Origin of the sequence: Nonomuraea sp. NPDC050404 (assembly GCF_040655495.1) — a bacterium.
In the GTDB taxonomy this organism is placed as follows: domain Bacteria; phylum Actinomycetota; class Actinomycetes; order Streptosporangiales; family Streptosporangiaceae; genus Nonomuraea.
This window is the reverse complement of the sequence record NZ_JBFAKB010000016.1, coordinates 175,069-195,732: the sequence shown is the minus strand read 5'-3', so window position 1 is coordinate 195,732 and position 20,664 is coordinate 175,069. Positions and strand designations below refer to the sequence as shown.

Genomic DNA, 20,664 nt, shown 5'->3' with positions numbered 1-20,664 from the left:
TTCCTTTATTCGTCTCGGTGCTGCTCGCGTCCTTACTGACGGCGCCCCCACCGGCGTTCGCGCAGGCAGATCCGCCGCCGGTGCCGAAGGTGCACCAGGGCGGCGCGCCGCCCGCCCGGCCGATGCCCGCCGGGATCCGGCCGGACGTCGCGGTCAAACCCGATCAGCGCCCCGCGGTGGTGCCGCCCGGCACCAAGGCCGGCGGCGAGCCGGTCAAGGCCGACAAGGGCCGCTGGTCCTCACTGGCCGCCCAGGCCACCTCAAAGCAGGCCACCTCAAAGCAGACCACCTCGAAGCAGACCACCTCGAAGCAGACCACCTCGAAGCAGACAGTCTCGAAGCAGACAGCGTCGAAGCAGACGGTCTCGAAGCAGGACGCGGCCGTGCGGACCGCGCCCAACAGCTTCAGCGAGTTGTCGCTGCGGCCCGGTTTCGCGCTCGGTGACACCTCGCTGGCGCTGTACTTCCGCTCGGGACAGGCCGACCCGTCCTGGACCGGGGCCAGGGTCCGGCTGTACGAGAAGGACTCGCCCACCGAGCAGGCCTCGGTGCTCGTGCCCAGGGCGGAGCTGGAGCGGGACAGGCTCACCTGCGGCGGCGCCGGTGACTACTGCCGCTCGTTCGGCACCGCGGACGGCTGGGTGCTGGAGACCGGCAAGGAGTACTTCGTCACCGCGGCCGCGGTCTTCGACGGCGGGAACGAGATCGTCTCCGACCCGTCGGACCCGTCGGCGCCCCGGCAGACGATCGACCCGCCGCCCATCCCCAACGAGCAGGCGATGGGGTGCGGCTGCGGCAACGCGCTCGCCCTGACCGCCGCCGGCCAGGCCGCGCGGGGGCTCGGGGTCAACACCGGCACCGGCGCGTTCGTGCGTACGGAGCAGGACTTGGCGATGGCCTCCTTCGGCCCGCTGTTCGCCAGCGGGCGCACCTACTCCTCGATGAACCGCGGGGCAGGCGTGATGGGGCTCGGGTGGGCGTGGTCGTACGACATGCGCGTCACCGAGCAGGACGGGGTCGCGATCGTCCGGGCCGAGGACGGCGCGCAGGCCCGCTACACGCCCCAGGACGGTGGCGCGTACAAGCGGCCGGCCGGCGTACGCTCCACGCTGCGCAAGTCCGGCGACGGCTGGGTGCTGACCACGCCGCGCCAGGTGCGCTACCTGTTCGACGCCCAGGGCCGGCTGTCGGCGGTGCGCAACGCCCGCGACGTGGGCCTCACGCTGGCCTACGAGGCGACCGGCATCAAGATCACCGACGCGTCCGGCCGAGTGGCGAAGGTACGCGTCGAGGGCGGCCTGATCAGGCAGATCAGCCTGCCGGACGGCCGTAACGTCAACTACTTCTACACCGGCAACCTGCTGACCAAGGTGCTGGACGCCCGCGGCTTCCCGTGGACCTACACCTACCACGCCAACCAGCTCCTGGCGCAGGTCGTGGACCCGCACCGGGTGGCCACCGTCAGCAACACCTACGGCGCGGACGGCCGGGTCACCTTCCAGAAGGACGGCCTGGGCAAGCAGACCGCCTTCACCTGGGACGCCACCAAGCAGGAGGCCGCCACCACCGACCCGGACGGCGTGGTCGTCTGGGACGGCTACCGCGGCAACAACCTGGTCTACTCCCAGCGCGCCACCGGCGACTCCGACAACCACCGCTACGACAGGGACCTCAACCGCGACCTGGTGGTCAACGGCAACCAGCACCAGCACGAGGCCACCTTCGACGCCAACGGCAACCGGATCCGTACCGGCGCGCCCAGGCCGTTCACCTTCTCCGAGCAGACCACCTTCGACGAGCGCAACAACCCGACCGAGCACACCGACGCCAACGGCAAGGTGTGGAAGGACACCTACAACGAGTTCAACGAGCTCGTACGCAGCCAGGACCCGAACGGCCACGCGATCACGCACGAGTACGACGCGCGCGGCCTGCGCACCTCCACCACCGACCAACGCGGCAAGGTCACCCGCTACGAGTACCACCCGGCGGGCAACCAGAACGCGGGCCTGCTCAAGGCGGTGCTCTCGCCGGAGGGCCGGCGCACCGAGACCGCCTACGACCTCACCGGCCGCCGCATCGCCACCACCGACCCGCGCGGCACCGTCCAGGGCGGCGACCGGCTCGCCCACACCACAAAGTACGGCTACGACGCCCAGGACCGGCTGACCGCCACCCAGGAGCCCGGCAAGTTCGGCGCCTGGCGCAGCGGCTACGACGAGACCGGCAGGCTGGTGCGCCGTCAGACGCCGACCGGCCAGACGACGAACTACGTCTACTTCGCCAACGGCCTGCTGAAGAAGGTCGACAACGAGCGCCGTACCACCGCCTACACCTACACCGCGGCCGGCCGCCAGGCCACCGTGGAGGTGCTACTGCGTACCCGCGCCCCCATCGTCACCAGCTACGCCTACGACGCCAAGGGCCTGCTGAAGACGGTCACCTCGCCACGCGGCAACGAGCCCGGCGCGAACAAGGCCGACTTCACCACCACCTACTTCTACGACTTCGACGACAACCTGATCCGGATGCGCCGACCGTACCCGGGAGGGGGGTTCACCGAGCGCGACATCAAGGTCGACCCGCTGGACCGGACCACGAACCGGGTGGACGAGCTGGGCCAGCAGTCCTCCTTCGCGCGCGACAACGCCGGCCAGGTCACCGGCGTGACCGACACGCTGGGCCGTACCACCTCGATGGCCTACGACGACGCCGGCCGGCAGACCGGGATCACCGACGCGGCCGGCAAGACCACGAAGACCGAGTACGACGAGGCCGGCAACCGGATCAAGGAGACGAACGCCGTCGGCGGCGTCACGACCTGGAAGTACGACGACGACGGCCTGCTCGTCGCGGTGACCGAGCCGCGCGGCAACGTCGAGGGCGCCGATCCGGCCGACTTCACCACCGGCTACGAGTACGACCGGGCGGGCAACCTGGTCAAGACCATCGACCCGCTGGGCAACGCCACCACGGTCACCTACGACGCGGTCAACCGGCCGACGTCCGTGACCGACCCCAAGGGTCGCAAGACGCACCGCACCTACCGCGAGGATGACCAGCTCGCCACGGTGCACACGCCGGAGACGCCGTACAACCCGCTCATTCCGTCGGCCGGCTCGACCGTCTACTCCTACGCCCCGGACGGCCTGCTGGAGGCCATCCGCGATCCGATGGGCCGCCGGACCGGGCTGTCCTACGACGACGCGGGCCGCCTGATCACCAAGACCGACCCGCTGGCGCGCCGGGTGGAGATCACCTACGACGCCGAGAGCAACCCGCTGACCGCGATCGCGCTAGGCCCGCTGGAGTGGCTCGGCCCGGAGGAGCGGGCCGAGCGCACGATCGCCAACACCTACGACATCCTGGGCCGCCGTACGCAGGCCGCGCTCGGCTCCAAGGGCCCGCTCTACACCTTCGGCTACGACTCCAAGGACCGCACCACCGCCTACGGCGACCCCACCGGTGTACGCGACATCGCCTACGACAACGAAGACCAGATCCTGTCGGTCACCCGCAAGAGCGTGGGACTGGCGGAGGAGAAGTTCTCCTACGCCTACGACGAGCGGGGCAACGTCACCTCCCGCACCTACCCGGACGGCACCAAGGTCACCGCGGGTTACGACGACGACAGCCGCCTGACCTCGCAGAGCGTGGCGGACGGCCTGGCGGGCGAGATCCGGACCTGGGACTTCGCCTACGACGTGGCCGGCCGCCGCACCAGCACCACGCTGCCCGCCGGCGGGCTGACCGAGAAGCGCGCCTACGACAACGCGGGCCGGCTCACCTCGATCAGGACCGCCGACGGCGACGCCGCCCCGGTCTCGGCCTTCGATCTGACGCTCGACGAGGCCGGCAACCCGGTCAAGTCCGTCACCACGCGCGGCGAGCGTACCGAGTCGGTCGCCTACGCCTACGACAAAGTGGACCGGATCACCTCGGCCTGCTACTCCGCCACCTCGTGCGCGCACGGCTCGGAGATGGCCGGCCGCATCGACTACACCTACGACCTGGTCGGCAACCGCCTCAGCCAGAAGCGCACCGGTACGGCGGGCAACGACCTGACCACCTACGTCTACGACCCCGCCGACCAGCTCCAGCGCGAGACCGTGGTCAAGCCGGGCAGCGTCGTGTCCAAGGATTACGCCTACGACGTCAACGGCAACCAGATCCGCGCCGGATCCGACCGGTTCGAGTACAACCTGGACAGCAGCCTGGCCAAGGCCACGGTCAACGGCAAGACCGCGACGTTCGCCTACGACGCGACCGGGCTGCGCCTGTCGGCCACCGCCAACGACACCACCCAGCGCTGGAGCTGGGACGTCAACGGCAGCCAGCCGCAGATCGCGCTCGACGCCACGGTCAACGGCGCGGGCACCACGGTGGAGCGCCGCGGGTTCACCTACGGACCCGACGACGAGCCGCTGGCCCTGCTGACCGGGGGAAGCACGCACGCCTACACCCACGACTGGCTCGGCGGCGTGGCCAACATGCTCTCCCCGACCGGCCAGGTCGAGGCGGGCTACGACTACGACCCGTTCGGCAACCCGCGCGTCGGCACCACCCTCACCCAGGCCACACCCGCCGACCCCCAACTCCCATCGGACAGCTCGCCATCGGACGGCTCGCCATCGGCCCAGGCCGACGCCGAGGCCCCCGCCAACCCCCTCCGCTTCGCCGGCGCCTACCAGGACGACAGCACCGGCTCCGGCAACTACTTCCTCCAGGACCGCAACTACAACCCTGGCACCGGCCGCTTCACCAGCGCCGATCCCATGCCCACCGGCACCGTCAAGACCTCCGCCTACACCTACGCGAGCAACAACCCGATGGTCTTCACCGACCCGACCGGGATGATGCCCGACGCGGGCCCGACCACCGGCGGCGGAGACCCGACCGGAGCCCCGACCGAGACCGGCCCCAGCCCCGAGGAGGTCGCCCAGGCGCACCAGCTCCAGAGCAAGACCATCCTCGACGTGATCCTCGAGGCCGGCGGCCAGATCCTCATGGAGGTCCTGGGGATCAACGACATCGTCAACTGCCTCAAGGGCGACCTCGGCGCCTGCGTGATGGCGGTCGTCGGCGCCCTGCCCTGGGGCAAGATCTTCAAGGCCAAGAAGATCATCGAGGCGATCTGGCGCGCGGGCAAGGCCGTCATCCGCTTCTTCGAGGAGCTGAAATGGGCCAAGTCCATCCTCGCCGGCGCCGCGCGAGCCGCGGAGGCCGCCAAGGCGGCGGCGGCCAAAGCCGCCCGGGAAGCGGCGGAGAAGGCCGCCGCGGCAAAGGCGGCGGCCGAGGCGCAGGCCAAACGCGTCGCCGCGGAGGCCAAGGAAAGGGCCAGAGCCCTGGCCGCCAAGGCCAAGGCCAAGACCAAGGCCAAAGCGGGGGACTGCAACAGCTTCGTCGCCGGCACCCTGGTCCTGATGGCCAACGGCACCACCAAGCCCATCGAGCAGGTCGAACTCGGCGAGCAGGTGGTCGCCACCGATCCCGAGACCGGCGAGAGCGCGGCCAAGCCCGTGGTCAAGCTGATCCTCGGCGAAGGTGACAAGGCGCTGGTCGAGGTCACCGTCGACACCGACGGCGACAAGGGCTCGGCGACCGGGCGGCTGACGGCCACCGACGGCCACCCGTTCTGGGTGCAGAGCCTGCGCAAGTGGCTCAAGGCCGACCAGTTGCGGCCCGGAATGTCGCTGCGTACCTCCGCCGGTACGTACGTGCAGGTCGCAGCCATCAAGAAGTGGACCCAGCACAGCCGTGTGCACAACTTCACCGTCGCCGACCTGCACACCTACCACGTCCTGGCGGCCTCGACCCCCGTCCTGGTCCACAACACCCAGGGCTGTGTACGGGCGTACAAGCAGGCCAGAGACCTGGCCGCGACCCGCGCCGACCCGGAAACGGCGACGGTCGCGGTGGCACACGTCCGCAAGGTCAACGACCCGTCGGTCACCGACACCTGGGTCGCGACCGAACAACGCGGCGTCCCGGACGAGTGGCGCGGAGCCAACTCGCCGAGGATGGACGCCCGGTATATCGTGGGCGACGGCCATGCCGAGGACACCATCATGAACGCCCTGGGCGACGAGTGGGAGCTGGTCACCATGGCGTCCTCCACCCGCATGTGCCCGCCCTGCTTCGCGCGGGCAACGGGCATGGGGCTGGAGACCACCAACATCGGCCTCGGCACGGGCGTCTCCCGCACCGGCAACACCCCGTACCGCGTTCTCACCCGACGTGAGTGAGTCCTTTTAGTGGAACTGTTCGACCAGCCATCGCCGAGGCGCAGGGTCACCATCTCCGGTGCCCTGCGCCTCGCGCGCCTCCTGCCGATCCTCGACGTCCTGCACACCCCGTTCCTCCCGGACCTGCGCACGGTCGTCTCCCACTGCGACGCTCCCGCCCCCGTCATCGACCCCGAAGCCGCTGCCTCCGACGCCCTCTCCGGCGCGGTGACGTCCCTGCGCCAGTGGCGCGCCCGCCTCGCGGAGGCGACCGACGTCGCTCTCCCGTCCTACTACCAGTCCACCGCCGCCGGCATCGCCCTGCTCGTCGCCACCCCCGACGCCACGGACCCGCGCTCGCGCTTCGCCCGGATCAACGCCATCGCCGGCAACTTCTGGAACTGCTGCGACGACATCGTCCACCGGGCGGGCGGCTTCCGCGCTCCTCCGCTGCGCACCCTCAAGACCACTTTGCGCGGCGTCGAGGACCTGTGGTTCAACCGCGACCTCACCCTCCTCGCCGGCCCGGCCGACCCGCACGACGTCCTGGAGGACCGGCTGCGCGAACTCGCCCGCAAGGGCGAGGCCAGACGAGAGGTGGCCGAGCTCATCGCCCACTGCGCCGGCTGGCCACCCCCGGACACCGGCAACTCCTGACCCGCCCGAGCCTGGGACCGAGCCCCTGACCCGCCCGAGCGTGGGCAGGGCGAGCTTCGAGACCAGCCGGTGGGCCATAGGGCCGACGACAGCGCGCGTGACCTCCCGTACTGCGCATCTGATCGCCTGACGGACCCGCCTTCGGCCGCCAAATGGCCTGCGTGTCGAATGCTCACCCGTACGGCACCGCTGGGCTACTCTGCCCTCAACTTGCAGTCACAAGATTTTGTCACCGTCGAGTCGTTGCTTCTCTCCACCCGAGGAGATTCATGTCCAGACGACTCGCCGTCCTCGCCGCGACCGCCGTTACCCTCCTCACTCTCCTCACCGCCCCCGCCCAAGCCGCGACCGTCATCAACGTCGCGCACCGGGGCGCCTCCGCTTACGCACCCGAGAACACGATCGCCGCCTTCGAGCTGGCCGTCTCCCAGGGCGCCGACATGTTCGAGCTGGACGTCCAGGAGACCAAGGACCACAAGCTGGTCCTGATGCACGACACGACGCTTACCCGCACCACCAACGTCGAGCAGGTCTTCCCCGGCCTGTCCCCGTGGAACGTCGGCGACCTCACGCTGGCCCAGATCCGCAAGCTGGACGCCGGGTCGTGGCTGTCCGACAAGTACGACGATGAGCGCGTGCCCACACTGGGAGAGGCGCTTCGCGCGATGAGCGGCGCGGGCATGGGCGTGCTGGTGGAAGTGAAGGCTCCGCACCTCTACTCCGGGATCGAGCGCCGCATCGCCGCCGAACTGCGCCGCAACCCCTCCTGGCTCTCGCCTGACCGGCTGGTTGTCCAGTCGTTCGACTGGGACTCGATGCGCAGGTTCGACCGCCTGCTGCCCAGCGTGCCGATCGGCCTGCTCGGCACGCCTTCGACCGGCGAACTGCGGGAGCTGTCGCGCTTCGCCGACCAGATCAACCCGCCGTACGGGACGCTCACGGCCTCGTACGTACGCCGCGTGCACGCGCTCGACATGGAGGTCCTCACCTGGACCGTGGACGACGCCGATGTGATGCGCCGAATGCTCACCTATCGGGTGGACGGCATCATCACCAACAAGCCCGACGTGCTGGACGACGTACTCGACAGCTGAGACCCACGCGCCCGGCACGCCCAACCGCATCGGTTGGGCGCGCCGGCCTTGCACACCAGACCAACGAGGTCCCGGGCTCTCGGACCGGGTTGACCTGTGCCTTCCGGTACGACGACGAAATCCCATGGCGGTCGTGGGTGATCCGGGGACAGCCTGGAACCATGACCACCATGAAGCGAGTCGTGATCCTTGGGCGTGGCGGTTCGGGAAAGTCGGCCCTCGCGGCCCGTCTCGGAGCGATCACCGGGCTCCCCGTCATCGAGTTGGACAAGCACTTCTGGCGGTCAGGGCTTGAGGCGACTCCTCCCGATCAATGGGCCGCCGTCCAAGGTGACCTTGTCCAGGCCGGGGCTTGGATCATGGATGGTGATCTCGGTCCCTACGACGTTCCCGAGGTGCGGCTCCGCGCGGCGGACACCATCATCATGCTGGACTTCTCGTTCTGGCGTTGCGCCTGGCAGGCGATCCGGCGCTCTCGGGAACGCGCCGATTTCTGGTGGTGGGTGTGGACCTACCGACGCCGGAGCCGACCGCATCTCCTCGCGGCGATCGCGACTCACGCTCCCGAAGCGAAGCTGCACATGATTCGGAATCCGCAGGCTCTGAGACGTTTCCTGGCGCAAGTCACGACCGACCAAACTCCGGGCCGACCGTAACGGCAGCTGCGTGAACGGCAGGGCGTCAGGGTTGGTGGCTCACCGAAAGTGTGCGGGCCCGGTCCCGGGCTTGCCACCACGCCCACCAGAACACCAACGCGTACCCGGCGAACAAGCACAACATCAACGCGACCAGCGCCTGCTCCGGCAACGCCGTGGCGACCCACAGGTAGTCGATCACCGCCACATAGTCGCGCTCCGCCCAGTGCCACACCACGTACACGATGAGCTGCAACACCGGGCTGACCACGTACGCGGTCGCGGCCAGCGTCGCCAGCAACCGGGCGTTGCCGCGGCGCGCGGCCAGCAGCCCGATGGCCACCCACGCCACCACCTGCGTGACGAACACGCCCGAGACGGCGACCAGGATGTTCCCCCAGGGATCTTGCGTGTTCCTGTTGTAGTCGATGCAGCAGTCCAGGCCGACGATCATCTCCTCGTTGCCGATCAGCCGGGCGACGGCCACCATGCCCAGCCTGTGCACCCCGTACAGCAGCGCCCCGAACACCACGGCGTATACCGCGATTCGCCTCATATCCGGCAGCATGACCGACCGGGGCCCGCTTGATCCATGCGCTGTCCGCTACTGGACATCTCCCCGCAGGTGCCGAGCGGTCTCGGGGTCGGCGGGGAAGCCGGCGTAGAGAAGCTCCTCTTGACAGGTCCCCGTAGTTCTCATCACGGCAGAAAAAGATCGGAGATGGTGTCATCCGAAACCCCGGTGCCAACCGGTATAGATCCACAGAGCATCGAGGACGGAGACCAAGGAACATGGACGACGGGTTCGCCGATTACGTGGCGCAGCGCGGTGAACGGCTACGTCGTACGGCGTATCTGCTGGCCGCCAACTGGGCGACGGCCGAGGATCTGGTGCAGACGGCTCTGACCAAAGCCTGGATGGCCTGGTCGCGGATCGAGGGGGACCCCGACCCGTACGTCTACCGGATCCTCACCAACATCCACGCCTCCTGGTGGCGCAGGCGCTGGCGGAACGAGCTGCCGCACCGGCAACTGCCTGACACGGCCGATCCGTCGGACTTCGCGAGCGACGCCGGCGAGCGCGACGTGTTGTGGACGGCGATCAGAGGGCTGTCCAAGCGCCAGCGGGCGGTGGTCGTCCTGCACTACTTCGACGAGCTGACCCTGCAGCAATGCGCCGACGCCCTCGGCTGCTCCCTCGGAACAGTGAAGACGCAACTCGGCCGGGCGCTGGCACGACTGCGCGTGAATCCGGAGATCCAGACCACGGGAGCGGGACGATGACCTACAGCGAGCATGACCTTCACACGCTGCTCGCCGAGCGCAGCGAGCAGGGACCGGGCGGGCCGCTCGACCCGGCCGCCTTCGCGCGGCGGGGCAGGCGGATCCGGGCGCGCAGGGCCGGGATCGGGCTCGGGGCGGCGGGGGCCGCGCTGGCGGCGGCCTTCTGGTTGATTCCGGCGGGTACGACCACGGTTGTGCCCGCACCGGCGGCCAACGGAGGAACGGGGTTGCCGCAGTCCGTGCGGGTCGCCGAGCACGATCTCGTCCTCGTCGCCGAGCAGCCGGGCCGGTCGCCTTCCACCGCGGTGACGTACCGGCCCAAGAGCGCCACCGTGGGCATGTGGGTGAAATGTGCCGTGCCCGGCAGCATGTACTACTACAGCGCGACGTCCAACAAGGTGACGTCGAGCGGGTTCCGGAAGTGCGGCGATCCGCCCTCGGTGGAGGGCCGGATCACGGGCGCGGAGGCGTGGATGAGCAAGCCGCAGAAGATCGAGTACTGGGTGTTCGCGGCGGACGTTCCCATTTACACGGATGTGGATAACAAGTGCGACTTCGAGATCAAGTGCGAGGGTAAGTACACGACCTTCGGGCTGGAGGACCGCGAGGTCGCGGACAAACTGGCCGCCCAGTACCCGGGAGGCTCCTACACGGCCGGCGTCTACGAGCCGCGCAACCCCTGAGCCGTCACGGGGAGTAGGGAGGCCCGGCCACAAGGCCGGACCTCCCTACAAATATCAGCTGCAGCCGCTGGTCGAGCCGCAGCCCTCGCACACGTAGCAACTACCGGCAGGACGCATCTTCGTGCCGCAGGTCATGCACAGCGGCGCGTCGGCGGTGAAGCGCTGGTGGCTCTCCAGCGTCAGCTCCTGACCCGGCTGCTGCTCGTCGCCGTCCTCCTTCGGCTTGGCGGCCTCGATGGGGGCCGACTGGGCCAGGGTCTCCCGGTCCACCGTCTCCTGCAGGGCCGCCGGGTCCTCGCCGCGCTGCTGCGCCGCCCGCTCGGCCGCCGAGAAGATGCCCAGCGCCGCCCGCTCCTCGTAGGGCAGGTGGTCCAGGGCCACGCGGCGGAAGATGTAGTCCATCACCGAGGTGGCCATGCGAATGTCCGGGTCGTCCGTCATACCGGCCGGCTCGAAGCGCATGTTGACGAACTTGCTCATGTACGTCTCCAGCGGCACGCCGTACTGGAGCCCGATGGAGATCGCCACCGAGAACGCGTCCATGACGCCCGCCAGAGTCGAACCCTGCTTGGACATCTTGAGGAAGACCTCGCCCAGCCCGTCGTCGGGGTAGGACGAAGCGGTCATGTAGCCCTTGGCGCCGCCCACCGTGAAGCGGGTGGTCATGCTCGGCCGCTGGTTGGGCATGCGCCGCCGGGTCGGCCGGTTGACCTCGATGACCTTGACCTCGGGCTCCGTGACCTCCTTGGCCTCCTGCTTCTTGGAGCCGTCGCCGGCCGACAGCGGCTGACCCACCTTGCAGTTGTCGCGGTAGACGGCCAGGGCCTTGAGGCCGAGCTTCCAGCCCTCCAGGTAGACCTGCTCGATGTCGTCGATCGAGGCCGACTCGGGCAGGTTGACCGTCTTGGAGATGGCCCCGGACAGGAACGGCTGCGTGGCCGCCATCATGCGGACGTGACCCATGGGCGCGATCGCCCGCTCGCCCATCGCGCAGTCGAACACCTCGTAGTGCTCGGGGCGCAGGCCGGGAGCATCGACGACGTGGCTGTTCTCGCCGATGTACTCGACGATGGCCTCGATCTGCTCCTGCTGGTAGCCGAGCTGCTTGAGCGCCCGCGGGATCGTCTGGTTGACGATCTGCATGGACCCGCCGCCGACGAGCTTCTTGAACTTGACCAGCGCCAGGTCCGGCTCGATGCCGGTCGTGTCGCAGTCCATCATGAGGCCGATCGTGCCCGTGGGGGCCAGCAGGCTGGCCTGGGCGTTGCGGTAGCCGTTCTTCTCTCCCAGCTTCAGGCACTCCGCCCACTGCCGCGACGCCTCGGCGTGGATCTTCGCGTCCATGGAGCCGACCGTGCGCAGGTCGTCGTTGCCCGCGGCGTGCTTGCGCATGACGCGCTTGTGCGGCTCGGCGTTCCTGGCATAACCGTCGTACGGGCCCACGACCCCGGCCAGCTCGGCGCTGCGCCGGTAGGACACACCGGTCATCAGGGACGTGATCGCCCCCGCGACGGCCCGGCCGCCGTCGGAGTCGTAGGCGTGACCCGTCGCCATGAGCAGCGCGCCCAGGTTGGCGTAGCCGATGCCGAGCTGCCGGTACGCGCGCGTGGTCTCGCCGATCTTCTCCGTCGGGAAGTCGGCGAAGGTGATCGAGATGTCCATCGCGGTGATGATCAGCTCGGTCAGCTTGACGAAGTCGGCGACGTTGAAGGAGTTGTCGTCCTTCAGGAACTTCAGCAGGTTGATGCTGGCCAGGTTGCAGGAGGAGTTGTCCAGGTGGACGTACTCGCTGCACGGGTTGCTGGCGGTGATCCGCCCCGTCTCCGGGGTGGTGTGCCAGTCGTTGATCGTGTCGTCGTACTGCACGCCGGGGTCGGCGCACTCCCACGCCGCCTTGGCCATCTTGCGGAACAGGTCCTTGGCGTCGACCTTCTCGATGACCTCGCCGGTCAGGCGGGCGCGCAGGCCGAAGTCGTCGCCCTTCTCCACCGCACGCATGAACTCGTCGGAGACGCGTACGGAGTTGTTGGCGTTCTGATACTGGACCGAGACGATGTCCTTGCCGCCCAGGTCCATGTCGAACCCGGCATCACGCAGCGCGCGGACCTTGTCCTCCTCGCGCGCCTTGGCCTCGATGAACTCCTCGATGTCGGGGTGGTCGACATCGAGCACGACCATCTTCGCGGCCCGGCGGGTGGCGCCGCCCGACTTGATGGTGCCCGCGCTCGCGTCCGCGCCCCGCATGAAGCTCACCGGCCCGCTGGCCGTGCCACCGCTGCTGAGCAGTTCCTTCGAGGAACGGATCCTGGACAGGTTGACCCCCGACCCGGAACCACCCTTGAAGATCACGCCCTCTTCCTTGTACCACTCCAGGATCGACTCCATCTCGTCGTCCACGGAGAGGATAAAACAAGCGCTCACCTGCTGGGGCGACTGCGTGCCCACGTTGAACCACACCGGCGAGTTGAACGCGAACACCTGGTGCGCCAGCGCGTGCTTCAGCTCGTGGTCGAAGATCTCGGCGTCCTCGTCGCTGGCGAAGTAGCCGTGCTCGACCCCCGTCTTGGTGTAGACGCCGACGACCCGGTCGATCAGCTGCTTCAGGCTCCACTCCCGCTGCGGCGTGCCCACCGCGCCACGGAAGTACTTGGTCGTCACGATGTTGGCCGCGTTGACCGACCACGCCTCGGGGAACTCGACGCCCCGCTGCTCAAAGTTGACCGACCCGTCGCGCCAGTTCGTCATGACGACGTCGCGGCGCTCCCACTGGATCTCGTCATACGGGTGCACACCGGGCTTAGTGAAGATCCGCTTCATCTTCAGTCCCTTACGCGGACGCTTACCCCCGCGCGCGACTGAACCGCTGGCCGTCTCCGTCATGACTCCCCCTTCTCCGCCTTCAACTGTTTGATCTCGGCTTCGAAGTCCGCCAGGCTCTCGAAACCGCGATATACCGATGCGAACCGCAGGTAGGCGACCTCGTCCAGCTCCCGCAGCGGACCGAGGATGGCCAGCCCCACCTCGTTGGAGGGGATCTCGGCCGCGCCCTTCGCCCTGATGGCCTCCTCCACCCGCTGCCCGAGCTGCGCCAGCGAGTCCTCGCTGACCGGCCGGCCCTGGCACGCGCGCCGCACGCCCGCGACCACCTTGTCCCGTGAGAACGGTTCCGTGACTCCGCTGCGTTTGCTCACCATGAGCAGTACGGTCTCCTGCGTGGTGAACCTGCGCCCGCACTCGGGGCAGGTGCGACGGCGCCGGATGGCCGCGCCGTCCTCCGTGGAGCGGCTGTCGATGACCCTGGTGTCAGGGTGGCGACAGAACGGACAGTGCACGCTTCTCGCCCTCCAAGGCCTGCGGCCACCACACACGCCCGGACCACCGTGACGGGACGCTCGCGCACGCTCCACGGCTACCCATGGAGCGTTCACAGAAAACACAAGGTGTGGTGAACTACATCGGTGTAACTACTAGATGTTGTGGTCCAACCGTAGAAGCGCGCGACCATGAACGCAAGTTGAGCGGGGCCATCCGACCGAAGTCGCTGATCAGCCCACTGTCCCCACCAGTCCCGGGCGTGTCGCCGGTGGATTGGTGATCTTCCTGCAGGTGAGAGCGTCACATCCGTTGCTTGGAGGCCCGGTCGTGAACAAACCTCACAAACGTACCCGACGAAACACCAGCCACTCACCACCTCTCCCACAACGCCCCACTCGCACCCGACCCCCACGCCTCTCGCCGCTTGTCCAACCATCCCCCGGCACACACGCCGCCGCCCACACCTGCAGCCCGCACCTGTAGCCCGTGGCCAGTGAGCCCTGGCCGAAGCCCGTGGCCGGTGAGCCGTGGCCGATGAGCCGACTGGCGCAGGCCGGGCGCTCGGCGACGTGTGACCCGGGCGTGTGGCCAAGGCTGCCTCACCTGAGCGGCCGTCACCGTATTGGTGCGTGCCGGTTTGTGGCTATCTGTCCGCGTTCCTGGTCCGCGTTCCCGGTCCGGTATCTGCCTGGCGAGGTGCCTGCGTGGCGGAATCCTTGCGCGGCGGGGTGCCTGCGCGGCGGAATCCTTGCGCGGCGGGGTGCCTGCGCGGCGGAATCCTTGCGCGGCGGAATCCTTGCGCGGCGGGGTGCCTGCGCAGGAGACGCGGTGCGCAAGAACGGGCACGCTGACGCACACCGACGCCGCCGCCACCCGCCACCCGCCGCAGCCGCAGCCGCAGCCGCAGCCGCAGCCGCCAAAGCTACTGGCGTGCTGTCTCGGGTGAACGCCAGTCCGTATCGCACTTGCTGCGGTGAACTGGTGCGGTTCGGGCAGCGATCAGCGTAAGGCGGTGGTGTCCTTTGGGACGTAGAGGCGGGTGTTCGGGTAAATGAGGGAGTCGGGCAGGCCGTTCAGCCGCTTGATCTCCGCCACGAGAGCGCCCGTGTCACCCTGCTGCGAGAGTGCGTCGGCGATCTTCCATAGTGTGTCCCCCTTGCGAACCTCGACCCACGGCAACCCGGCATGATCGGCCGTCACGACCTGCACCGCCGCATGCCCGGCGGCCCGCGTACCAAGCCAGAACCCGCCCAACGACAGCAACGCCATAACCACCACCAGCACGATCTTCCCTCTTCGGGTCAACCGAACGGGAGCGGCATCTCTTCCCCCGAGAGCCCTTCCTCGTCCGCCGAAACCGGACGTGGCCCTCCGACGCGAGGGAACGCCCGCTCCCCGGGCGGAAGGAGCGGCAGGAGCCCGGCGCGCGGAAGCGGGCGCGGCGGCGACTCGCCGCATGGAAGCTGAAGTGGCAGCGGACCGCCGTCGAAGTGCCGCCTGCCTCCGTGCAGAAGCGGCCGCTCGGCTTGCGGCAACGCCCGATGAACGCATCTTTCCCGCCACCCCCTTCCTCACGCGACCGGCTTTCTCTTGCTGCCCCCCATCCGCACCGGAGCCCTCTGCGCTAACGCCATCTGCACCAACGCCGTCTGCACGAAGGCCGTCTGCACGAAGGCCGTCTGCACGGATGCTGCCTGTACGGCCGCCCCCCGAACGGCTGTCCTCTCCCTCTGCACGAACGACCGCTCCCTCCGTACGGACGACCGCCGGGCGTGCGCCCCCCGCAGGGCCACCACCCGCACGGGTGTCGTCAGTACGGGTGCCGTCAGTGCGGTCCGCTTCAGAGCGTCCATCCCCCCTTCGACCCTTCTTGCCACGGCCCTTGGACCCCTGGGCCTTCTCCCCTTGCCTGGTGCCTCTCGCTCGGGATCTCCGGTCCGGGGAGGTGTCCTCGTCGCCGGCCGGTGCGGCCTTACCGCGTCTTGGTTGCGTGTGATCACGTTCTGATGGCGCGGTTTCGTCTGTCTCATCGGTTGCACGCGGTGACGGGACGAGGCGCAAATGGGATCTTCCACCATCACTCGAACGGGGCCCCAACCTCTTGCCGGAATTCCTTCGAGCCCCGGCCCCCGCACGCGTATTGTCGCCCCGTCGATCCTTACTCTGCGTGGCTTCGGCGATCAGTGTTAGCTGCTTGACGTCTTCGCTGGTCGTGTCCGTATTTGTGGGTGTTCGCATGGTTGACCTCCTGCCGTGTGGCCTGAGGAAAGGCCAAATAAAGATCAGCAAATCGAACACGGTGTCGATCGAACTCCCGTACGATGTTGTACACCACACTGGCGACAATTTCGAGGAAGACTCGAACAATTGTTTGAAGATGATCTTCAACAGCGATACGGTCGCTGTGTGCGACATCAGGACCACAGACCGGGAGGTTCGCCGGTGAGGCGGGCCGCCAGGCGAGGAGGAAGAGCATGACCGAGCGGGATGACGCAAACGGGGTCAGCGACCTCGCGGTGCGCCGGCGAGACTCCCTGGGCTTGACGCCCAGGCAGCGCAAGATCCTCGAAGTGATCCGCGACTCGGTACAACAGCGCGGATACCCGCCCTCCATGCGTGAGATCGGCGAGGCGGTGCAGCTGACGAGCACGTCCAGCGTGTCGCACCAGCTCACCGCGCTACAGCGCAAGGGCTACCTGCGTCGTGACCCTCACCGGCCGCGTGCGCTCGAGGTCCGCCTCCCGGGTGAGCCCGTGCTCTGGGTCGACCCCGACTCCACCGAGGTGGAGCCCACGGTCAACCGGCCCACTGCCGCCTACGTCCCACTCGTGGGCCGCATCGCCGCCGGTGGGCCGATCCTGGCCGAGGAGAGCGTCGAAGACGTCTTCGCCCTGCCCAAACAGCTCGTCGGTGAAGGCACCCTGTTCCTCCTGCAGGTCGCCGGTGACTCGATGATCGAGGCAGCCATCGCCGACGGCGACTGGGTGGTCGTACGTCAGCAGCCCGTGGCGGAGAGCGGCGACATCGTGGCCGCCATGATCGAGGGCGAGGCCACGGTCAAGACCTTCAAGCGTAAGGACGGCCACGTTTGGCTTGTCCCCCACAACCCCAACTACGAACCCATCCCTGGTGACGAGGCCAGCGTTCTGGGCAAGGTCGTAGCGGTCCTGCGCCGGTTGTAGCGGGGCCTGGGCAGGCTCGGGCGCGCGTCCAACCGCCCCGCGCCGCGTACCGGCGCGCGCCAGACAGACCGCCCACGGTGTTTCAAACGCACCCCCTCCGGGGTGCCAAAACGCATGTCCAGGGGGTTAGTGACTCGCCGCCGAGCGGATGCGGGCGTGTCCCTTCCTTCTGCACCGGTGCATAGATGGCCTCGCCGCCGAGCGGGCGCGGGTGGCCTGGGTTCCCTTCTGCACTGGTGCGTAGATGGCCTCCTTGCCGCCGAGCGGGCGCGGGACGGTGTACGCCGACACCACCACACGACAGAGCGTGGTGGCCACTTGACCAGCGGACCGTAAGCGTGGTCACCGTGGCAAGCGAGCCGCACCCGTGGTTACTGTGGCAAACAAGCCGCACCCATGATCACCGCAACAAGTGCGCCGTGGCCCCACATAACCGGCGAGCCGTTCCCTTGATCGCCATGACCAGCGGACCGTGACAGTGGCCCCCAAACGGGACGAACAAGGTGGTGGTTGGTCGGGTGGGGGCGTTACTCCAGGACGAAGCTGGCGTTTGCTCTGAAGGTGCTCGATCCGTCATTCTGCTCGATCCACACCTGCCCACCCCGATGCCGCACGAAGTACCCGGGGAAGTTGACCGATTCCAGGGACACCGTTCCGGTTCCCGCCAGCCCGGTCCTTCTGACGAAGCTGGCGTCCGCGTTGAACAGGGCGGACCCGTCCCGCCGTTCCACCCAGCCCTCATGGTTGCGATGTCGCAGGTAGTAGCCGGGGTAGTTGGTCGATTCCAGGGAGACCGTCCCCGACCCGGACAGGCCCGTCGCGAGCCGGAACTGTGAGTCCGCGAGCGGCGTCACGTTCGGCTCAAGCCGGGCGCGGAAATTCCAGTGCCGCACCGCCGCCCCGGGCGTGTCGTACGACAGCAGCCGCGCCGGCGTGAGCCCGTCGGGCACCGGGATGCCGAAGTCGGGTGTGCCGTCCGAGCGCCAGTACACCTTCTGCACCCGTGTGCGCCGGTTCGGGTCGTTCAGGGGATCGCCGGAGATGTCGCGGTAGCTGCGATCGTGGTAGACGAGGATGTCGCTCTGGCCGTCCTCAGAGGTCGTGAAGGAGTTGTGTCCCGGGCCGTACTGGCTGGTCGCGGCGTTGCCGGCGAAGACCGGGCTCTGGCTCTTCGTCCAGGACGACGCCTGCAGCGGGTCCGCCGAGGCCGAGGCGGTCAGCATGCCGAGGCAGTAGTTCGCGTCCGTCGCGCTGGCCGAGTACGTCAGGAAGAGCCGGCCGTTGCGTTGCAGCACGGACGGCCCTTCGGCGACCTTGTAGCCGCGTGTCTCCCAGGCCAGCGTCGGAACCGTCAGCCGGGTCGTCGCGCCGGTGATCGTCCATGGGTTTGTGCCCATCCGGGCGATGTACAGGTTGGAGTTCGTCGCGATGCCGGGCTCCTGCTGGGCCCAGAGCAGGTAGCGCACGCCGTTCGCGACGAACGTGGAGGCGTCGAGCGAGAAGGTGTCCCAGGGGGTGGTGATCCGGCCGCGTTCGGTCCAGGTGCCGGTCAGGGGGTTGGCGGAGGCGTTCTCCAGGACGTACATGCGGATGCGCCACACGTCGTCGGCGCGGCCGGCGGCGAAGTAGATGTACCACCTGCCGTTGATGAAGTGGATCTCCGGTGCCCAGATGTGCGCGCCCATCTCGCCGGTGGCGTGTTTGCGCCAGATGACACTCTCGGGGGCACTGGCCAGGCCCGCGATGGTGGTGGCGCGGCGCAGGACGATGCGGTCGTACTCGGGGGCGGTCGCGGTGAAGTAGTAGTAGCCGTCGGTGTGGCGGAAGATGTGCGGGTCGGCGCGCTGGGCGGCCACCGGGTTGCTGTACTGCACCGCCGGCGAGGCGTGCGCGGCGCCCGGTGACAGGAGGTTGGCGGTCACGGTGAGCAGCGTAGCCAGGAGGGTGAGGATCACCGCCCGGCGGAGGGTGGCGAGTGCGCCGGTACGCGAGGCGAGCGCGCTGCTACGCGAAGTGGGTGGGAGGTGTGCGGGCCTACGCAGGAGGTGTGCGGGCCTACGCAGGAGGTGTGCGGGCCTACGCAGGAGGTGTGCGGGCCTACGCAGGAGGTGTGCGGGCCTACGCAGGAGGTGTGCGGGACCAGGTGGGAGGTGCGAAGGGCTGGGCATGGGTGTCCTTCTGGTGGAAGGGCTGGGGGCGCCGTTTTGAAGAAAGAGGGTCAGGACAGGGGGGAGGTGATCGTGTACGAAGCGTCCGAGGCGAACACCGAGCCCGAAGCCCACAGGTCCAGCCGCAACTCGTAGTTGTAATGGCGCAGGTAGCGCCCTGGCAGGTTGTAGGACTCGAGCGAGATCGTCCCCCCACCCGCCAGCCCGCCCCGGCCACAGAACGTGGCGTCGCCCTTGAAGATCGCCGAGCCGTCGTCGCGTTGCAGGGCCAGCCGCATGTTGTAGTGCCGCAGGTAGTAACCGGGCTGGGTGGCCGACTGCAGGGAGTAACAACCGGCGTGAGCGAGCCCGGCCGTGACGGTGAAGGTGGCGGCCTGGCGGTCGGCGAGGGGGCTGGAGGCGGACAGCGGGTCGAGGTAGGCCAGGCCGCCGCGGTGGCGCAGGTACCGGTCGGGGAAGTTGGCCGAGCGCAGCGACCGGTTGCCAGTGGGGACGGCCGTCGTGTCGCCGGCGTCCTCGCGCAGCACGGTGAAGTGCCTGGCCGTCCCGGACAGGGCGGTCAGCTCGATCTTGGCCCCGAACGACGACAGGTTCGAGCTGTCGGCGTAGTAGTAACGTCCGCCGGTGTAGTTGTCGAAGTAGATCCGCCACCGGCCGTCGGGCAGCCGCGTCAGCGCCGGGCCCTCCAGGCCCGAGCCCCAGCCCGCCCAGTTCCCGGTGCCGGTGAACGTCCACGGCCCGGTGAGCGAGGTGGCGGTGGCGTGCTCGATGTACTTGGTCGTCTCGTTCTTCAGGAAGCTGTGGTAAGTCGAGCCGACCTTGACCAGGAAGCTGTCGATGTAGTTCGCCGGGATGCCCAGCGCCACCGGGGCGCTCCAGGCCGACAGGGCGCTGTTGGACGCGGTGATCCGGTACGGCCTGAACTGCCCGGCCGTGCCCGTCGTGGACGCCGAGAAGATCACGTGCACACTGCCGTCGCCGTCCTTGAACCACTCCGGCGCCCAGGTGCTGCCGGTGGCCCCGTTCAGCCCGACGGTCACGTTGCGCAGGAACGTCCAGCTCACGCTGTCGGCGCTGCGGGCGAAGCCGATGGTGTTGCCGGTCCAGTTGGTGGTGTAGACGAGGTAGTAGTAACCGTCGGTGTGCCGGATCACGCTCGGATCGCGGATCAGCCCGGAGGGCGGCGTGTAGGCGTTGGCCCGGATGAGGTTGTAGGCGGTGCCGTTGAAGGAGTCGTACACGTACATGTTGGATTCGCTGGCGTTGGTGAAGGCCGTCATCAAGTAGTGCGGCGCGGGTCCAGCCGCGTGCGCGGAGGGGGACGGCACCAGCACCAGGGCAGCGACGAGGAGCGCCGCGCAGGCTCTGAGAACGCTCCTAAGGCTCGAACGTGTACGCATCCAGCGGCCCTCCGCGGTGTTA

Annotated in this window: 14 protein-coding genes; 7 read left to right on the top strand and 7 right to left on the bottom strand. The window is 68.6% G+C overall.

Annotated features, from left to right (window positions below; translation table 11 throughout):
• Nucleotides 1-17: 17 nt before the first annotated feature.
• The 4 genes from AB0I81_RS38070 to AB0I81_RS38055 all read left to right on the top strand — a co-directional run bounded on the left by AB0I81_RS38070 (nucleotide 18) and on the right by AB0I81_RS38055 (nucleotide 8,631).
• Nucleotides 18-6,245: a polymorphic toxin-type HINT domain-containing protein gene (locus AB0I81_RS38070; RefSeq protein WP_360667332.1), complete on the top strand. Its 6,228-nt coding sequence runs from the start codon at nucleotides 18-20 to the stop codon at nucleotides 6,243-6,245.
• Nucleotides 6,246-6,254: 9 nt separating this feature from the next.
• Entirely contained in the window at nucleotides 6,255-6,881 is a 627-nt protein-coding gene (locus tag AB0I81_RS38065; RefSeq protein WP_360667329.1) for a hypothetical protein, read from the top strand.
• Between the two features lie 269 nt (nucleotides 6,882-7,150).
• Nucleotides 7,151-7,975, top strand: a complete 825-nt coding sequence (locus AB0I81_RS38060; protein WP_360667326.1) for a glycerophosphodiester phosphodiesterase family protein — start codon at nucleotides 7,151-7,153, stop codon at nucleotides 7,973-7,975.
• Nucleotides 7,976-8,136: 161 nt separating this feature from the next.
• Nucleotides 8,137-8,631 carry a hypothetical protein gene (locus tag AB0I81_RS38055; protein ID WP_360667323.1) on the top strand — a complete coding sequence of 165 codons (495 nt, stop codon included), beginning with the start codon at nucleotides 8,137-8,139 and terminating at the stop codon, nucleotides 8,629-8,631.
• Between the two features lie 25 nt (nucleotides 8,632-8,656).
• On the opposite strand, the gene AB0I81_RS38050 is transcribed toward AB0I81_RS38055, so the two are convergent.
• The gene (locus tag AB0I81_RS38050; RefSeq protein ID WP_360667320.1) at nucleotides 8,657-9,166 is read right to left on the bottom strand and encodes a hypothetical protein; all 510 of its coding nucleotides are present in this window, start codon (nucleotides 9,164-9,166) and stop codon (nucleotides 8,657-8,659) included.
• A 236-nt stretch (nucleotides 9,167-9,402) separates the two neighbouring features.
• Here AB0I81_RS38050 and AB0I81_RS38045 point away from each other — a divergent pair, with 236 nt between their 5' ends.
• Entirely contained in the window at nucleotides 9,403-9,894 is a 492-nt protein-coding gene (locus AB0I81_RS38045) for a SigE family RNA polymerase sigma factor (RefSeq protein WP_360667317.1), read from the top strand.
• A complete protein-coding gene (locus AB0I81_RS38040) occupies nucleotides 9,891-10,577 on the top strand; it encodes a hypothetical protein (RefSeq protein WP_360667314.1) in 687 nt (228 codons plus the stop codon). The genes AB0I81_RS38045 and AB0I81_RS38040 overlap by 4 nt, the downstream gene beginning before the upstream one ends.
• Before the next feature lie 54 nt (nucleotides 10,578-10,631).
• Here AB0I81_RS38040 and AB0I81_RS38035 read toward each other — a convergent pair whose 3' ends face one another.
• The 4 genes from AB0I81_RS38035 to AB0I81_RS38020 all read right to left on the bottom strand — a co-directional run bounded on the left by AB0I81_RS38035 (nucleotide 10,632) and on the right by AB0I81_RS38020 (nucleotide 15,745).
• Nucleotides 10,632-13,457 carry a vitamin B12-dependent ribonucleotide reductase gene (locus AB0I81_RS38035; protein WP_360667311.1) on the bottom strand — a complete coding sequence of 942 codons (2,826 nt, stop codon included), beginning with the start codon at nucleotides 13,455-13,457 and terminating at the stop codon, nucleotides 10,632-10,634.
• Nucleotides 13,454-13,909 carry a transcriptional regulator NrdR gene (gene nrdR / locus AB0I81_RS38030; protein ID WP_360667308.1) on the bottom strand — a complete coding sequence of 152 codons (456 nt, stop codon included), beginning with the start codon at nucleotides 13,907-13,909 and terminating at the stop codon, nucleotides 13,454-13,456. Before nrdR ends, AB0I81_RS38035 begins: the two co-directional genes overlap by 4 nt.
• A gap of 982 nt (nucleotides 13,910-14,891) precedes the next feature.
• Nucleotides 14,892-15,176 carry a LysM peptidoglycan-binding domain-containing protein gene (locus tag AB0I81_RS38025; RefSeq protein ID WP_360667305.1) on the bottom strand — a complete coding sequence of 95 codons (285 nt, stop codon included), beginning with the start codon at nucleotides 15,174-15,176 and terminating at the stop codon, nucleotides 14,892-14,894.
• A 287-nt stretch (nucleotides 15,177-15,463) separates the two neighbouring features.
• On the bottom strand, nucleotides 15,464-15,745 hold the full coding sequence (locus AB0I81_RS38020; RefSeq protein WP_360667302.1) for a hypothetical protein: 282 nt from the start codon (nucleotides 15,743-15,745) through the stop codon (nucleotides 15,464-15,466).
• 621 nt (nucleotides 15,746-16,366) lie between these two features.
• On the opposite strand from AB0I81_RS38020, the gene lexA reads away from it, so the two are divergent.
• Nucleotides 16,367-17,074: a transcriptional repressor LexA gene (gene lexA, locus AB0I81_RS38015; RefSeq protein WP_360667299.1), complete on the top strand. Its 708-nt coding sequence runs from the start codon at nucleotides 16,367-16,369 to the stop codon at nucleotides 17,072-17,074.
• A gap of 527 nt (nucleotides 17,075-17,601) precedes the next feature.
• On the opposite strand, the gene AB0I81_RS38010 is transcribed toward lexA, so the two are convergent.
• Nucleotides 17,602-18,996 (bottom strand): family 43 glycosylhydrolase, encoded by a 1,395-nt coding sequence (locus tag AB0I81_RS38010; protein WP_360667296.1) that lies wholly within the window; start codon nucleotides 18,994-18,996, stop codon nucleotides 17,602-17,604.
• Nucleotides 18,997-19,292: 296 nt separating this feature from the next.
• Nucleotides 19,293-20,642 carry a glycoside hydrolase family 43 protein gene (locus AB0I81_RS38005; RefSeq protein ID WP_360667293.1) on the bottom strand — a complete coding sequence of 450 codons (1,350 nt, stop codon included), beginning with the start codon at nucleotides 20,640-20,642 and terminating at the stop codon, nucleotides 19,293-19,295.
• Between the last annotated feature and the right edge of the window lie 22 nt (nucleotides 20,643-20,664).

What these genes read in the sequence shown, in the direction of transcription:
- AB0I81_RS38060 (WP_360667326.1), top strand. Translation starts at nt 7,151, where the DNA reads ATGTCCAGACGACTCGCCGTCCTCGCCGCGACCGCCGTTACCCTCCTC.
- AB0I81_RS38055 (WP_360667323.1), top strand. Translation starts at nt 8,137, where the DNA reads ATGACCACCATGAAGCGAGTCGTGATCCTTGGGCGTGGCGGTTCGGGA.
- AB0I81_RS38050 (WP_360667320.1), bottom strand. Translation starts at nt 9,166, where the DNA reads ATGAGGCGAATCGCGGTATACGCCGTGGTGTTCGGGGCGCTGCTGTAC.
- AB0I81_RS38045 (WP_360667317.1), top strand. Translation starts at nt 9,403, where the DNA reads ATGGACGACGGGTTCGCCGATTACGTGGCGCAGCGCGGTGAACGGCTA.
- AB0I81_RS38040 (WP_360667314.1), top strand. Translation starts at nt 9,891, where the DNA reads ATGACCTACAGCGAGCATGACCTTCACACGCTGCTCGCCGAGCGCAGC.
- AB0I81_RS38035 (WP_360667311.1), bottom strand. Translation starts at nt 13,457, where the DNA reads ATGACGGAGACGGCCAGCGGTTCAGTCGCGCGCGGGGGTAAGCGTCCG.
- AB0I81_RS38020 (WP_360667302.1), bottom strand. Translation starts at nt 15,745, where the DNA reads ATGGACGCTCTGAAGCGGACCGCACTGACGGCACCCGTACTGACGACA.
- lexA (WP_360667299.1), top strand. Translation starts at nt 16,367, where the DNA reads ATGACCGAGCGGGATGACGCAAACGGGGTCAGCGACCTCGCGGTGCGC.
- AB0I81_RS38005 (WP_360667293.1), bottom strand. Translation starts at nt 20,642, where the DNA reads ATGCGTACACGTTCGAGCCTTAGGAGCGTTCTCAGAGCCTGCGCGGCG.